Origin of the sequence: Microbacterium sp. Root61, assembly GCF_001427525.1 — a bacterium.
Lineage (GTDB): Bacteria > Actinomycetota > Actinomycetes > Actinomycetales > Microbacteriaceae > Microbacterium.
This window is the reverse complement of sequence record NZ_LMGU01000001.1, coordinates 2,424,029-2,439,115: the sequence shown is the minus strand read 5'-3', so window position 1 is coordinate 2,439,115 and position 15,087 is coordinate 2,424,029. Positions and strand designations below refer to the sequence as shown.

Below are 15,087 nucleotides of genomic sequence, written 5' to 3'. Positions count from 1 at the left end.
GAAGACGAGGGGCGCCTCGTCGACGGGGTGTGCCTCGCCGATCTGAGGGAGAGTCGTGGCCGAGTTGCTGCACCGGTTGGGGACGTTTGCGGCACGGCGCGCGTGGACGGTCATCATCGCGTGGGTCGTGATCCTCGGGATCGCGGCCGGTGGATTCCTGCTCGGGTTCAAGGGGCTGAGCTCGAGCTTCGACATCCCCGGCACCGCTTCCGGTGAGGTGATCGCCGAACTCGAAGAGCAGCTGCCCGACTTCAGCGGCGCGTCCGGGACGGTCGTGTTCCATACGACCGACGACTCCGCCCTCACCCCGGAGCAGCAGGCCGAGATCGCCGCGCTCGTCCAGTCCGGCCGCGACCTACCCGACGTCGCCGATGTGATCGACCCCTTCGCGACCGAGCAACAGCTGGCCGACCAACGCCAGCAGATCGAGGACGGTCGCACGCAGATCGCGGATGCTCGCACGCAGGCGTCGGTGGGGCAGGCCCAGTTGGATGCAGGGACCGCGCAGCTCGATGCCGCTCAGACGCAACTGGACGCGGGCCGCGCGCAAGCAGAGGCGGCCGGGTTCCCGACGACCGAACTCGCCGCCCAGCAGGCACTTCTGGACGCCCAGCGCACGGAGTTGAACTCTCAGCAGCAGACGCTGACGGACGGCCTCACGGCGATCGACAAGCAGGAAGCCACGCTCGAACAGGGCGCCGAGCTGATCTCCTTCGCCGACGGGATCCGTGTCGTATCCGCGGACGGTGCCACCGCGATCGTCAACGTGCAATTCACCGAACCGCGCCTCGAGCTCGACCAGGCCTCGAAGGATGCCGTCATCGAGCACTTCGAGTCGGAGCCGATCGACGGGGTCGAGGTGGCCTTCTCCACGGACATCTCGCAGGGCATCCCCGAAATCCTGGGTGTCGGCGAGGTCATCGGCGTCGCGCTCGCCGCGGTCGTGCTGATCGTGGTTCTCGGCTCGCTGCTGGCGGCCTCGTTCCCGATCATCACCGCACTGGTCGGCGTCGCGATCGGCGCGATGGCCACGCTCGCGTTCTCGGGCGTCGTGCAGATGGCCTCGGTCACGCCGATCCTCGGCGTGATGCTGGGCTTGGCGGTCGGCATCGACTACTCGCTGTTCATCCTGTACCGACACCGTAAGCAGCTCCTGCAAGGCGCCGACGTGGTCGAATCCATCGGTCTGGCCAATGGAACCGCCGGCAACGCGGTCGTGTTCGCCGGGACAACTGTCATCGTCGCACTCCTCGCCCTCAACATCACCGGCATCCCGTTCCTGGGTCTCATGGGAACAGCCGGCGCCGTCAGCGTCGCGGTCGCGGTCCTGATCGCGATCTCGCTGACGCCCGCCCTGCTCGGTCTCGCGAAGAGCCGGGTTCTCGGCAAGCGCGCCCGCGAGCGCGCCGCTGCCGCCGCCGCGGTCGACACCACGACGCCGCGGGCACGCGGCCAGGCGATCAAGCCGATGTCGACGTTGCGTTCGATCCTGACCGTCATCGTCGCCACCATCGCTCTGCTGGTCGTCGCGATCCCCGCGATGTCGATGCGCCTCGGGCTGCCCGACGGCGGCTCCGAGTCCGCGGACTCCGCCGCCTATCGTGCGTTCACCCTCACGGAAGAGTCCTTCGGTGCCGGGGTCAACGGGCCTTTGTTGATCACCGCAGCCCTCCCTGGAGGCCTCGACGACGATCAGGTGCTGAACCACCAGCTCCTCGTCGCCCGCGAACTCGCCGCGATGGACGACGTCATCGCCGTGGCGCCCATCGCCGTTTCGGACGACAACCGTCTCGCCGCATTCCAGGTCGTCCCCGCCGAGGGGCCGAACAGCACCTCGACTGAGGCCCTTGTGCGGGAGTTGCGCGAACTCCCCCCGATCGCCGAGGACATCACGCTCGGTGTCGCCGGCCAGGCGGCGATCAACATCGACATCTCGGAGGGCCTCGCGAACGTCCTGCCGCTGTACCTGCTCGTGGTGGTCGGCCTCTCGTTCCTCATCATGGTCATGGTCTTCCGCTCCTTGCTCGTGCCGCTCATCGCCACCGCCGGCTTCGTCCTGTCGCTGTTCGCGACCTACGGCGCCGTCACCGCGGTCTTCCAGTGGGGCTGGCTCGGCGATCTGCTCGGCGTGCACAACCCCGGCCCGATCCTGAGTTTCCTGCCGGTCATCCTCGTCGGCATCCTGTTCGGCCTGGCCATGGACTACCAGTTGTTCCTGACGACCGGGATGCGGGAGGCATGGGCGCACGGCGCGCCCGCCCGCCATGCCGTCGCGCAGGGCTTCCGCGCCGGCCGCACGGTCGTGACCGCCGCGGCCCTCATCATGATCGCCGTCTTCTCCGGCTTCATCACGTCCGAGTCGGTGATCATCAAATCGATGGGCCTCGGCCTCGCGCTCGGCGTACTCTTCGACGCATTCATCGTCCGGATGCTGCTGATCCCAGCGCTCATGCACCTGTTGGGCGAATCGGCCTGGTGGCTCCCGAAATGGCTGGACCGCATCATCCCGAACGTGGATGTCGAAGGCTCGGCGCTCGAACGCCGCCACCCCGCTCATCACGGGGTCTGACCGACCCCGCTTGCGGGTGAGTCCTTTGACGGTGCCCGCTGACGTCGTATCCTTCGGGAGGTGGCGAGTCGGCTGCGCGGTGTTCAGGGCGGTGGAGGGGCTGCACCACCGATCGCTTCAACGCATGCATGGGAGGGGTCCTATGAAGCTGTTACTCACCTCCGGCGGCGTCACGAATGACAGCATCGGCGATGCCCTCATCAGATTGCTCGGAAAGCCGCTCGCCGAATGCCGCGCCCTCTTCGTGCCGACGGCACAGTGGGGGCAGCCCGCCTGCAGCCCCGAGTCGGTGTTCAGCTCGATCGCCGGGCACTCGCCCGATCGGCCTGGACTGTGTGAACTGGGCTGGAAATCCGTCGGCGTGCTCGAACTCACCGCGCTACCAACGATTCCCGAGGAACGGTGGATGCCGTGGGTCAGGGACACAGACGTTCTGCTGGTCGACGGGGGCGACGCTGCCTACCTTTGTCATTGGATCCGAGAATCCGGGCTCGCCGATCTGCTGCCGTCGTTGACCGAAACGGTGTGGGTCGGAGTCAGCGCCGGCAGCATGGTGGTGACCCCTCGCATCGGCGCAGAGTTCCTCGACTGGAAACCGGACGGGCAGGACGAAACTCTGGGCATCGTCGACTTCTCGATCTTCCCGCACCTGAACTACCCAGGCTGGTCCCACAACACAACCGAAGCTGCCCGACGCTGGGCGACGAAGATCCCCGGACCGGCGTACGCGATCGACGATCAAACCGCGATCTCGGTCGTCGATGGCACCATCGAGGTCATCTCGGAGGGCCGCTGGGAACTCCTTCATCCTTGAAGCGATCGGAGCAACTGGCTCGGCCGCGTGTAGGTACGCGGGAACTGGAGGCATGGCGGGACGGTACGACCTGCAGTACCGTTCGACCACCGACCGTTGGAGGCCCAGATGTCCGACGTCATCGCCCTCTCCAGTCCGCTTGAGCCGATTTCCGGTGTATCCGCGTTCAGAGACACGTCGCCGTCGGCGATCGCGAGTCGTGCCGGGCAGTATCTCGGCATGTCTGCCTACGCCTTCGGCGGCGATGACCTCGCGCGCGGCGTGCAGGACGATGCCGACGCACTGGGCGTTCCGCACGTGCAGGGAGCGACACCCGAACTCGAAGGGTGGTTCGACCCGGACGCGCTCGACGACCTGACCGACCGAGCCCTGCAGCACCACTGGGGCAGAAGCTGGGATGGCACGTATGACGCGGAGGGTGCGGCCGCGCTGTGGGAGGAGCTCGACACCACCCATCTCCCTACGACGTTGCTGGCATTGCTCAACTATGCGCAACGCAGTGACGAGGAGTTGGAAGCGGTCGCAGCGGCAGGGAGTCTCGCCATCATCACGGGGCAGGAGGCGGCTCAGTCCTCCGAGTCCCTGCGCCGCGGGTTCGACTCACGTGACCCGCTCACTCAGGGCGTCGCGGCAGCTCTCACCGGCTGGACGACCACCGGCGAGGCGGCGCCCGCGCAACCATCCCGCCCGCGGATCGTCGGGCCGACGAGCACGCCGATTCACGGCACTTGGGGGCTGGTCACCGACACCGGTTGGCACAAGCCCGGCTCGTCCCTTCACGATCATCTGCGTGAGACCGTCACCGGCAACCTGTACGACGATGACACCTACTACTTCTGGAGCGGCGAGTACTCCGACCAGGCGCGGGCCGACGGCGCGCGCGATCTCGCGATCTGGAGGGACGTCGTCTCGGACACGGCCTGGCTCGACACCGTCTACGCGCACAGCCACGGTGGCAACGTCGCGCTGAACGCGCTCGCCGCCGGGCAGCAGATCAAGATGCTCGTGCTGTTGCACACCCCGGCCATCTCCCGTTCAGCCGAGGAGTGGGCGACGATCCGGGCGAATGTCGGAGGGGTGATCGCGATGCGCACGCGCATGGACCTGGTCGTGCTCGGCGACTCGCTGAAGCACTTCGAGAACAGGTTGAAATTCAACCCGCGCAACCTCCCCCACTTTCCTGTCGTCGGCCACTGGAAACACGGGGACGCCTGGCTGTCCCACGCGCACTACATCACGACCGACAACTGGGTCAGCGAAGACCTGGCGGACATAGTGCGCACACGCTACGCGCTCATCGGCCGAGGCTGAGCCGGGCCGTGCTGTGCCGACGAGCAATGCCTCGTCGAGCGATGTCAGAGCATCGGACTGTGCTGAGCCGGCGTCAGCGTCCGGCGTCGTACAGGTGACGACCGCCGTGGCCGAGCACTTTCACGACGACGCCGTGACGGTGCAGCTCGGCGACCGTGCGGGTCTCCTCCTCGATGTCGTGGCCGAGCGCGTGCACGCTGGTCACGACGAGGACATCCCCGTTGCGCAAGGTGGAGATGAGGCGCACCAGACGCACCTCCCAGCTCTCCATCACCTCGGGCGCGGGGTGACGGAACCCCTCGATCGGCACGCCGAAGCGGGTCAGCTCATTGCGCTGCTCGACTACCGAGGGCATGTCGTCGCGCGCGACGACGAGGCCGACGAGGCGAGATCCGGCCGGGCGGGCCAGCCACCAGTGGTGATCGCTCTGCAGCTCGTTGAAACAGATGGGGCACTCGGCGGCGATGTGCGGAACGCCGATGGGATTGGTCTCCGGATGATGGTCGACCACCGATGCGCGCAGCGCCGCGGCATCCGTCGTCGATCCGGCGGGCGAAAGCGGTTGGGTGTCGGGCATGCGTGCACCTCCTCGGAGTCCATTGTGCCTTGAACTGCCGACCCGCGGTGGGCGAGGCGGGCGTCAGTCGTCTTCGCGGAGCCGCAGCTGCAGGCTCAGTTCGTCGGCATCGAGCTCGGCGAGGGCGTGGCGCAGGGCGACGGTGCTGAACGTGCCGCCGTGCGAGAGCTCGTTCAGCCGGCCGCGCATCGCCTCGATCATGACCAGGCGCAGTTCGAGGGCGTCCTTCGCCACCGCGGAATTCTCGTCATCCGGTGGTTGGGTCATGCGCGCGCCGATCCGTTCGAGAAGGGCCGGATCGAACGCCTCCCCATTGCGCTTCGTGAGCGACGGCTTCTGCAGGGCGGATGCCGCGGCCACCCGCAGCTGCTCGTCCAGGCGCGACTGCTCCTCACGGCTCTCGCCGTCTTCGCCCTCGCGTTCCAGTTTCAGCGCCCGGACCACCCAGGGGAGGGTGAAGCCCTGCAGCATCAGGCTGCCCACAGCGACGAGGAAGGCGACGAAGACCAGCAGGGCGCGGCTGTCGATGCTGCCGTCGCGGGGGAGGGTCTGTGCTGCGGCGAGTGTCACGACGCCGCGCATGCCCGCCCAGACGATGATCGTGCCGTGCTTCCACCCGAGCGGCGACGCCTGGTAGTAGTCCAGGTCGGCGAGGGCACGGGAGACGCGGGACCGCATCGAGTCGAGACGGCGCGCCCGGCGGGCCGGGTCCTGAGGGCCTCGCAGCTTCGCCTCCGCCGGCGAGCGATCGACCGCGTCGATGCGCGCGCCGAACTGCTCGAGTCGCTCGCGGCTCATCCGTCGCGCCCGTCGACTCTGCGCCAGCACGAGGAACGTGACATATACGGCGCGCACGGCGAGCACGATCGCGAGCGCCGACAGGGCGAGCCAGGCGCCGTGCCACAGGCCCGCCTCGGAGCGGATGTTCTCGCCGACGATGTCCTTGAGCTCGAGACCCATCACGAGGAAGACGCCGCCCTCGAGGACGAGTTCGATCGTGCGCCAGTTCAGCGTGTCCGACATCCGCTGCTCGGGGGTGAGCCAGCGGGCCGCGCCCTGCCCGGTCACGATGCCCGCGACGACGGCGGCGACGAGACCGGAGCCGCCGAAGTGCTCGGTGGGCAGGTAGGCGATGAACGGCACGGTGAAGCTGATGGCCGTGTTCGCGGCGGAGTTGCCGACCCAGGCGCGCAGGCGCAGCGTGAGGTAGCCGACGATCGCGCCGACGACGAGGGCGAGCAGCACAGCCCACACGAAGTTGCCGACGGTGGCGCCGAACGAGAACCCGCCGGCGATCGCGACGATCGCGGTGCGCAGCAGCACGAGGGCGGTCGCATCGTTGAGCAGGCTCTCGCCCTCCAGCATCGTCACGACGCGGGGTGTGATGCCGAGCTTCTTGACGATCGAGGTGGCCACCGCGTCGGTGGGACTCAGGATCGCGCCCAGGGCGATGCCCAAAGGCAGCCCGACGGACGGGACGGCCATCCAGAAGAACAGCCCGAGCACCACCGAGCTGAGCACCACCAGGAGCACCGAGAGTCCTGCGATCGGGCCGAAGTCCCGCCGGAACTCGATCGCCGGCAGATTCACCGCGGCGGAGTACAGCAACGGTGGCAGCACGCCCACGAGGATCCACTCCGGATTGATCTCGGGGACATGGACGAACGGCAGCAGGGCGACGCCGATGCCCAGCGCCACCAGGAGCAGGGGACCAGCCACGCCCAGCCGCTGCCCCAGCACGGTCGTCACGGCGATGACGACGACGGCGAGCAGGACGATCAGCAGCAGGTCCTCCACGGTCAGAGCAATCCGAGTGCGCGGACGGCCGCGCGCTCCTCGTCGAGCTCGGCGACCGAGGCGTCGAGGCGGGCACGGGCGCGCGGGTCGAGGGAGAGGCCCTCGACGATGCGGTACGCGCCATCCTGTGCCGTGACGGGGAACGAGCTGACCAGACCTTCGGGCACGCCGTACTCCCCGCGGGAGACGACCGCGGCGGAGGTCCACCCGTCGGCGGTGCCCAGCACCCAGTCGTGCATGTGCTCGATGGCGGCGTTCGCGGCGGAGGCGACGGACGAGGAGCCGCGCACCTGGATGATCTCCGCACCCCGCTTCGCGACCCGGGGGATGAAGGTCTCATCCAGCCAGGCCGTGGCCGCTGCTTCGCCGCCGAGTCGTTCGGCCAGGGCTTCGTGCACCGGGCGGCCGGCGACGGTCGCGTGCGTCACATCGGGGAATTGGGATGCCGAGTGGTTGCCCCAGATCGTGACGTCGCGGATCTCGCCGACCGGGGTGTCCAGCGCCGCGCTCAGCTGGCCGAGCGCGCGGTTGTGGTCGAGCCGCGTGAGCGCCGTGAACCGGTCGGCGGGAACGTCCGGAGCGGATGCCGCGGTGATCAGCGCGTTCGTGTTGGCGGGGTTGCCCACGACCACGACTCGCACGTCATCGGCCGCTGCGGCATTGATCGCCGCGCCCTGCGGTCCGAAGATCCCGGCGTTGGCGGCGAGCAGGTCGGCCCGTTCCATGCCCGGCCCGCGGGGTCGGGCCCCGACGAGCAGGGCGATGTTGCAGCCGTCGAAGCCCTCCGCAGGATCGGTCGAAACGTCCACGCCGGTCAGCAGTGGGAACGCACAATCCTGCAGTTCGAGCGCTGCACCCTCGGCCCCGGCGACGCCCTGCGGAATCTCGAGAAGGCGCAGGCGCACAGGCCGGTCAGGTCCGAGCATCCCCCCGGAGGCGATGCGGAACATCAGGGCGTACCCGATCTGGCCGCCTGCGCCGGTGATGGTGACGGTCGTGGGACGGTGCCTGCGCGTGTCGGCCATGCGTCGAGCCTATTCCTCCCGCTGCATGTGGGAGGAGCCGGTCTCGGCCCGGCCCGGCGCGCGGCCCCGCGGCGCGCGGTGACTCCCGGTACCTTGACAAGGTGACATTCAACGACAACGCCAAGGTGGGCGGCAACACCGCCAAGCGCCGTGGCCGGGGCGCCGCGATCGCCGGCGGCGGCGTGGTCGGGCTCGGGGCCATCGCCGTGCTGCTGTTGAACATCTTCACCGGCGGCGACTTCTCCGGTCTCCTCGGCGGCGGCGCCCAGCAGCCTGCCGCCGCACCCGAGTCAGAGATCGCCGACTGCGACACGGGCGCCGACGCCAATGCGCGCGACGACTGCCGGCTGGCCGCGGCATCCCTCAACCTCGATCAGTACTGGACCGGGGTGATGGAGGGCTATCGCGCCCCTCAGCTCATCATCGTCGACGGCGAGACGCCGACGCAGTGCGGCACCGCCTCCAACGCGACGGGACCGTTCTACTGCCCGCCCGAGGAGACGGTCTATGTCGACCCCACCTTCTTCGCCGTGCTGCGTCAGCAGTACGACGCGACCGCCGGGCCGCTCGCGCAGCTCTACGTGCTCGCTCACGAGTACGGCCATCACGCGCAGAACCTGCTCGGCGTCATGCAGCAGTACCCGAACAACGGCACCGGCCCCGACAGCAACGGCGTCCGCACCGAATTGCAGGCAGACTGTTACGCAGGTGCGTGGGTCGCCGACCTGCCGAAACAAGTCGACGAGGACGGTGTGCCCTTCATGCAAGCGCCGACCCAGCAGCAGATCAACGACGCCCTCAACGCCGCGGCGACCGTCGGAGACGATCACATTCAGCAGGAATCGGGCGGCTTCGTCAATCCCGAGAGCTGGACCCATGGTTCGAGCGAGCAGCGCCAGCGCTGGTTCGCCACCGGGTACCAGGACGGAGCCACCGCGTGCGATACCTTCACGGTGTCGGGGAGGAGCCTATGACCGGCCCATCGAACCAGGAGGCGCTCTACCCGCCCATCGAGCCCTACGAGACCGGCATGCTGCTGGTCGGCGACGGGCAGCGGGTGTACTGGGAGCAGAGCGGCAATCCCGACGGCAAGCCCGTCGTGTACCTGCACGGTGGACCTGGCGCGGGCACTTCTGCCTGGCAGCGCCGGTTCTTCGACCCGGAGCTGTACCGGATCATCCTGCTCGACCAGCGCGGCTGCGGTCGCAGCACGCCGCACATGAGCGCCCCCGAGGCGGATCTGCGCTTCAACACCACCTGGCACCTGGTCGCCGACCTCGAGCTGCTGCGCCGCAACCTCGGCATCGAGCAATGGCAGGTGTTCGGCGGATCGTGGGGCAGCGCCCTGGCGCTCGCCTATGCGCAGACCCATCCCGAGTCGGTCACCGAGCTCGTGCTGCGCGGCATCTTCACCCTGCGCCGCCACGAGCTGGAGTGGTTCTACGAAGGCGGCGCCGCCGCGATCTTCCCCGACCTGTGGGAGGACTACATCGCGCCGATCCCGGTGCTGGAGCGCTCGCGCATGATCGAGGCGTACCACCGCCGCCTCAGCGACCCCGATCCGGCGGTGCACGTTCCCGCCGCCGTGGCGTGGAGCCGCTGGGAGTCCTCGACCCTCACGCTGCACCCCGACCCGGAGCTGGTGGAATCCATGACGGAGCCCACCGCAGCGACCGCGTTCGCCCGTATCGAGAACCATTACTTCATGCACAAGGGGTGGTTCGAAGAGGGTCAGTTGATCGCCGGGGTCGAGCCGATCCGGCACATCCCGACCGTCATCGTGCAGGGGCGCTACGACATCTGCACGCCGATCATGACGGCGTGGGACCTGCATCGGAACTGGCCCGAGGCGGAGCTCGTGATCATCGACGACGGCGGCCACTCGGCATCCGAACCCGGCATCCAGCGCGCGCTCGTCGACGCGACGGACGCATTCGCCCGTGCGGCGGAAGAGCCCGAGCCCGAGGCGGATATCGAGCCGGAGTCCGTGGCCGAGTAGCGCCTACGCCTTCGCGGCGGCCCGCACCAGGTCGGCGGCGACCTCGCCGATGACGATGGCCGGGGCGTTCGTGTGGCCGCGGATGACGGTGGGCATGACGGATGCGTCGGCCACCCGAAGTCCGGAGACCCCGCGTACGCGCAGCTCGGGGTCGACGACGGAGGCGGGATCCTCCCCCATCCGGGCGGTGCCGACGGGGTGATAGAGCGTGTGCGAGTAGCGCCGCAGCGACATCTCGGCGCGTTCGGTCGGTGTCATTCGCTCGCCGCCCTCGGGCTGCACCCAGCCACCGGTGGTGACGGTGCGCAGCGCGTCCGTATCGATGAGCCGCTCGCACGCCGCGAGGCCGGCGAGCAGCGTCGCTTCGTCGATGCCGTCCGGATCGGAGAGGTAGCCCGGGTCGATGACGGCGTGCGCCTCGGGATCGGCGGAGGCGAGGCGGATCGTGCCGCGGCTGCGCGGCTGCAGGAGGATCGCGCCGACCGTGATGCCCTCGGCGGGCAGTGGCACCAGTCCCTCACCCACGTAGGGCGCGGCCGCGAAGATGATCTCGATGTCGGGCAGGTCGGCGGCCATACCGGCGCGCTCGGCGACCGCCGTGCGCACGAACCCGTACCCCTCGGCGACGTTGGAGGTCAGCATCCCGCGTCGGGCGGTGAGGTACTTGGCGAGCTGGCCCACCTTCTCGGCGCCGTACAGAGTGCCGCCGCGGGCTTCGGGCGCGAGCCCGGCGACGAGGTGATCCTGCAGGTTCTCGCCCACCTCGGGTGCGTCCACGAGCACCGTGATGCCGTGGCTGACGAGGTGCTCGGCCGGTCCGATGCCGCTCAACATGAGCAGCTGAGGGGTGTTCACGGCGCCGCCGGCCAGGATGACCTCGCGGCGGGCGAGCGCGTGCCTGGTGACGCCGTCGATCTCGACATAGACGCCGGTGGCGCGAGGTGTCTCGACGGCCTCGTCGAAGGTGACGCGGCGCACGAGCGCGCCGGTCACCACGCGCAGGTTCTTCCGACCCTTCGCCGGGCGCAGGTAGGCGTCGGCCGTCGAGGCGCGGGCGCCGCGGTGCTGCGACACCATGGTCTGGGAGAACCCCTGACCGGAGGGAAGATTCGGAGCGGTGACGGGGTGACCGGCCTCGCGTGCGGCATCCAGGAACGCCTTCGTGTGCGGCCGCGGGTCGCGCTGGTGCTCGACCGCCTGCGGTCCGTCGGCGCCCTGCGTAGGGTCGGCGGGATCCTCGGTGCGCTCGACGCGTCGGAAGTAGGGCACGAGGGCATCCCACGACCAGCGCGGACCGGCCGTCTCGGCCCATCCGTCGTAGTCGGCGGCGAACCCGCGGATCCACATCATGGCGTTCAGCGAGGATGACCCGCCCAGCGTCTTGCCGCGCGGCCAGAACACCGTGCGTCCCTCGAGCTTCGGCTGCGGGACGGTGTCGTAGTTCCAGTCGTACGCGCCGCGGAACAGCTTGGAGAACGCTGCGGGAACGTGCAGCTCGAGCGCATTGTCGGGTCCGCCCGCCTCCAGCAGGAGCACGCTGACCGTCGGGTCCTCGCTCAGTCGTGCGGCGAGGGCGGCGCCCGCCGAACCGGCGCCGACGACGATGTAGTCGGCGGTGAGGGGGTCGCGCTCGGTCACGCTCCGAACGCCTTGACGAGGGTCACCGAGAGGCGCGCCCAGTTGCCGTCCATCCGGAACCGGGTGAAGCCCTCGCTGACCGCCGCACCGGTGCGCGAGGTGACGAACCACGGCGGCTTGGGCAGCACGCTGAACCGCCCGCGACCGAGCGAGCGCGGGAACGGGCGGAACGGGCCGCGCGCCACCGACCGCTCGACGTGGTCGAGGAGGAACGCGTTGTGCACGATCCCGATGCCGCTCTGCACGTCCTCGACGGACCCGCCGGGGTACGCGCCCCACGTGGCGGTCGGGGTGAGGAAGGCGAAGGCGGTCCACGTGTTGATCGCGATGTCGCCGTAGCGGAGGTCGGCGATGGCCCGCTCGAAGCCGGCGCCGAGCGCCTCCTGGGTCACCGGGTCGACCAGGACGTTCGCACCGAGGGTGCCGGTGAGCTTGTCGTTCGCGTGGGCGACCGCCGCGTCGAGGAACTCCTGGCCGTTGCCGGGCAGGGCGACGACACCGAGGACGGGGGAGAAGTACTCGTTCGTCTCGACCGCGGTCGCATCGTCGTTCGGGCCGACCTCGATCAGCGCGCGGCTGTGTCCCGCCGACCAGATGGCATCCGGGTAGGCGGTGGCCGCGGCATCCATCTTCTCCGCGCTGTGCGGGTACCAGACGGGCCGCCGCGGGGCGGCGGCGTAGGCCGTGCGCAGTGCCTTCAGGAACGCCTCGCGCTGCGCCCAGTCCGAGCTCAGGATGACGACCTGACCGGCGATGCAGTTGTGCCCGCTGTTCTGCAGGCGCATCGTCGCGACGTGCTCGGCGTGGAACTTCAGATCGGCGTCGGTCCAGACGCCGGGGACGATGATGATCGGCGAGACGCCGCCGAGCTCGGCCGTGATCGGCTTCTTCAGCTGGGGACGGCCCTCCCGCTTGCGACGGGCACCGTTGGCGCCCGTGCCCCACGCGATGGCGTCGAACGTGGCCGCCGAGCCGGTGATGTGCACGTGCGCGATGTCGGGGTGGTTCACGAGGTAGCCGCCGACGTCGCCCCCGCCGCGGACGATGTGCAGGAAGCCCGGCTCGATGAGCGGTGCGAGTGCGCGCTCGTACATCGGGACCAGCGAGTCCTGGGTCGGGTTGACCTTGAGGATCACGACCCGGTTGTTCGCGAGGAGCTCGTAGAACACGTCGAGCACCGGGATGGAGGTGATGTTGCCCGCGCCGAGCACGAGGCCGACGCCGCCGGGCTCGGTGGGGTGCAGCTGGCCGAGTCCCGCCTCGCGCTGCGCCTGGCGGGCGGTGACGCCCGGCTGCAGCCAGACCTCGGTCGTGTAGCCCGACAGCAGCAGGCCGTCGACCGGGGTGGTCGGGAAGGTATGGACGCGCGCGCGGCCGCCGGGTGCGGTGTCGACCTTCAGGCGCGCGATCGGGCTCTTGCCCTTCGCGAGCGCTGCGAGGCTGGCTTCGTAGGCGTCCAGCGCCACGAGGGTGGCGTACGGTCCGGACAGCCATTCCTCGCCGCGCAGCGGATGCCCCGGCTCGAGGCCCTTCGAGGTCGAGGCGACGTCGGCCCATTCCTCGGCCGCGGCAGCCACGGTCGCGTGCAGGCGCGTGAGAAGACGTGCGCGCTGCCCGAGAGTGAGGTGCGTCCACGTGCGAGCGCCCGTGCTCAGCCGGGCGATGGCGGCATCGAGGGCTTCGCTCGTCGCTTCGGGCAGTGCCGGTGCCTTGGTGCGCGGCTTCGCGGGCGTGGTCTCGGTCTTCACGGTCGGCGACACGGCGCTCTCCTTCGTGCGGGGTGATCCAGCATACGTCGCGCAGCTGGAACGCGGTCTCAGAGTTTGTGCGACCCGATGCCGGGGGCGTCGATGTCTGCGCGCCGCAGGCGATAGCGGGCGAGGCTGGTCAGGCTCACGACGATGAGCGCGGCCGGGACGATGCTGAAGCTGATCACGATGCCTGTGACTGCGGCATCCGGCTGGGTGACCGTCTGCCCCGCCGTAGAGGAGACGTATCCGGTGACGGCGAGCAGGATCGACAGCACCGTCGCGCCGAGCGCGAAGCCGATCGTCTCCCCGGCGGTCCAGATGCCGCTGAAGGCTCCGGCATGACCCGGTCCATGGGTGATCTCGTCGTGCGAGATGACGTCGGGCAGCATCGCCATCGGGAGCGACTGCATGCCCGCGTACGCGACGCCGGCGACGGCGACGGGCAGGTAGATCCAGTCTCCCGGCACCCACAGCGCACCCATGATCGACAGCGCGGCCAGGGCGAACACCATGCTCGCGATCGCGAACGTGCGCTCCTTGCCCATCCGCCGCGCGAGCACGCCCCAGGCGGGGGCGGCGAACAGTGCAGGCGCGATGAGCGCGATGAACAGCAGCTCGACGGCGGCCTCGGAGTGCAGCACCCAGGTGGCGACGTACTGCGCGCCGGCGAGCATGAGCCCGGTGGCCAGCGCCTGCAGCACGAACGTCGTCAGCAGCGCGCGGAACGGCGCGCTGCGGCGCAGGGCGCGGAATCCGGCGGCGTAGTGCTCGCGGATGCCGGGGGCCGGGGCGGTCGCGATGGCTGCGGCTGCGTCCGGGGTTGAGGTGGCGGCGCCGCCCGGGGTGGTGGTCTTGCCGCGCCGGATGACGGTCGTGGCGATCAGCATGCCCACGGCGATCACGAGTCCGGCCACGACGCCCATCACGAGGTAGCCGGTGACCGGGTCGCCGGTGATGCGGCGCAGCGCAGGGCCTCCGGCGCCGAACAGGAGGATCGCGAGCGTGAGGACGACGACGCGCCAGGTGAGGAGTCGGGTGCGCTCGTCGTAGCTCGGTGTCAGCTCCGCGGGGAGTGCGATGTAGGGCACCTGGAAGAGGCTGAAAGAGGTCGCGGTCAGGGTGAACGCCAGCAGCACCCAGACGGCGCCGATCCACGGGCCGACCGCCGGTGGCACCGCGAAGGTGAGCGCGAAGAACACCGGGAGCGTGCATGCGCCGATCAGCATGAGTCGGCGGCGGCTGCCGTGGCGAGCCAGGTCGCGGTCGGTCAGCGCCCCGATGACGGGGTCGATCACGACATCCCAGATCTTCGCGAACGCGATGACGAGGCCTGCCACGAGTGCCGCGACGCCGAGCGAGTCGGTGAGGTAGTACGTGAGCACGAGCCCGGGCAGGGTGGCGAAGCCGCCGGTGCCCAGTGACCCCATGGCATACCGGGCGATCGTGCCCGCGGACAGGCGCGGAACAGCGGGCGTGCGCGCGGCGGTGTCGGCCGCGCCGGCGTCGGGAGCGTCGGTGCTCATCGCGCCAGTGTAGGGCCTGCCGCGCGCCTCTCGACCCCGTTCCACAGCCCCCGCGAGACGTGGCAACGTGGGCGCGCTCGAGA

The 15,087-nt window shown here is 69.7% G+C and carries 11 protein-coding genes; 5 read left to right on the top strand and 6 right to left on the bottom strand.

Annotated features, from left to right (window positions below; genetic code table 11):
• The first annotated feature begins 55 nt into the window (after positions 1-55).
• The 3 genes from ASD65_RS11725 (at position 56) to ASD65_RS11715 (ending at position 4,694) form a co-directional block, all read left to right on the top strand.
• Positions 56-2,569, top strand: a complete 2,514-nt coding sequence (locus tag ASD65_RS11725; RefSeq protein WP_056222790.1) for an MMPL family transporter — start codon at positions 56-58, stop codon at positions 2,567-2,569.
• 142 nt (positions 2,570-2,711) lie between these two features.
• A complete protein-coding gene (locus tag ASD65_RS11720) occupies positions 2,712-3,383 on the top strand; it encodes a Type 1 glutamine amidotransferase-like domain-containing protein (RefSeq protein WP_056222787.1) in 672 nt (223 codons plus the stop codon).
• A 219-nt stretch (positions 3,384-3,602) separates the two neighbouring features.
• The gene (locus ASD65_RS11715; protein ID WP_156378858.1) at positions 3,603-4,694 is read left to right on the top strand and encodes a hypothetical protein; all 1,092 of its coding nucleotides are present in this window, start codon (positions 3,603-3,605) and stop codon (positions 4,692-4,694) included.
• Positions 4,695-4,767: 73 nt separating this feature from the next.
• Here the strand turns inward: ASD65_RS11715 and ASD65_RS11710 are convergent, their stop codons facing one another.
• The 3 genes from ASD65_RS11710 to ASD65_RS11700 form a co-directional block, all read right to left on the bottom strand.
• Complete coding sequence (locus ASD65_RS11710) at positions 4,768-5,271, bottom strand: recombinase family protein (protein ID WP_235566678.1); 504 nt, start codon at positions 5,269-5,271, stop codon at positions 4,768-4,770.
• Positions 5,272-5,334: 63 nt separating this feature from the next.
• Positions 5,335-7,068, bottom strand: a complete 1,734-nt coding sequence (locus ASD65_RS11705) for a cation:proton antiporter (protein WP_056222781.1) — start codon at positions 7,066-7,068, stop codon at positions 5,335-5,337.
• A 2-nt stretch (positions 7,069-7,070) separates the two neighbouring features.
• Positions 7,071-8,093 (bottom strand): malate dehydrogenase, encoded by a 1,023-nt coding sequence (locus tag ASD65_RS11700; RefSeq protein WP_056222777.1) that lies wholly within the window; start codon positions 8,091-8,093, stop codon positions 7,071-7,073.
• 101 nt (positions 8,094-8,194) lie between these two features.
• Here ASD65_RS11700 and ypfJ point away from each other — a divergent pair, with 101 nt between their 5' ends.
• Both ypfJ and pip read left to right on the top strand, forming a co-directional pair.
• Positions 8,195-9,067, top strand: coding sequence for a KPN_02809 family neutral zinc metallopeptidase (gene ypfJ, locus ASD65_RS11695; RefSeq protein ID WP_056222773.1), 873 nt, complete (start codon positions 8,195-8,197; stop codon positions 9,065-9,067).
• Complete coding sequence (gene pip, locus ASD65_RS11690) at positions 9,064-10,092, top strand: prolyl aminopeptidase (protein ID WP_056222769.1); 1,029 nt, start codon at positions 9,064-9,066, stop codon at positions 10,090-10,092. Before ypfJ ends, pip begins: the two co-directional genes overlap by 4 nt.
• A gap of 3 nt (positions 10,093-10,095) precedes the next feature.
• Here pip and ASD65_RS11685 read toward each other — a convergent pair whose 3' ends face one another.
• The 3 genes from ASD65_RS11685 to ASD65_RS11675 are packed head-to-tail and all read right to left on the bottom strand — an operon-like array spanning position 10,096 to position 15,004.
• Positions 10,096-11,730, bottom strand: a complete 1,635-nt coding sequence (locus ASD65_RS11685) for a GMC family oxidoreductase (RefSeq protein ID WP_156378857.1) — start codon at positions 11,728-11,730, stop codon at positions 10,096-10,098.
• Complete coding sequence (locus tag ASD65_RS11680; protein ID WP_082561724.1) at positions 11,727-13,490, bottom strand: aldehyde dehydrogenase family protein; 1,764 nt, start codon at positions 13,488-13,490, stop codon at positions 11,727-11,729. Before ASD65_RS11680 ends, ASD65_RS11685 begins: the two co-directional genes overlap by 4 nt.
• Before the next feature lie 56 nt (positions 13,491-13,546).
• On the bottom strand, positions 13,547-15,004 hold the full coding sequence (locus tag ASD65_RS11675; protein ID WP_082561723.1) for an MFS transporter: 1,458 nt from the start codon (positions 15,002-15,004) through the stop codon (positions 13,547-13,549).
• Positions 15,005-15,087: the final 83 nt, after the last annotated feature.

Coding starts and splice junctions, on each gene's coding strand:
- ASD65_RS11720 (WP_056222787.1), top strand. CDS start 2,712: ATGAAGCTGTTACTCACCTCCGGCGGCGTCACGAATGACAGCATCGGC.
- ASD65_RS11715 (WP_156378858.1), top strand. CDS start 3,603: ATGTCTGCCTACGCCTTCGGCGGCGATGACCTCGCGCGCGGCGTGCAG.
- ASD65_RS11710 (WP_235566678.1), bottom strand. CDS start 5,271: ATGCCCGACACCCAACCGCTTTCGCCCGCCGGATCGACGACGGATGCC.
- ASD65_RS11700 (WP_056222777.1), bottom strand. CDS start 8,093: ATGGCCGACACGCGCAGGCACCGTCCCACGACCGTCACCATCACCGGC.
- pip (WP_056222769.1), top strand. CDS start 9,064: ATGACCGGCCCATCGAACCAGGAGGCGCTCTACCCGCCCATCGAGCCC.
- ASD65_RS11675 (WP_082561723.1), bottom strand. CDS start 15,004: ATGAGCACCGACGCTCCCGACGCCGGCGCGGCCGACACCGCCGCGCGC.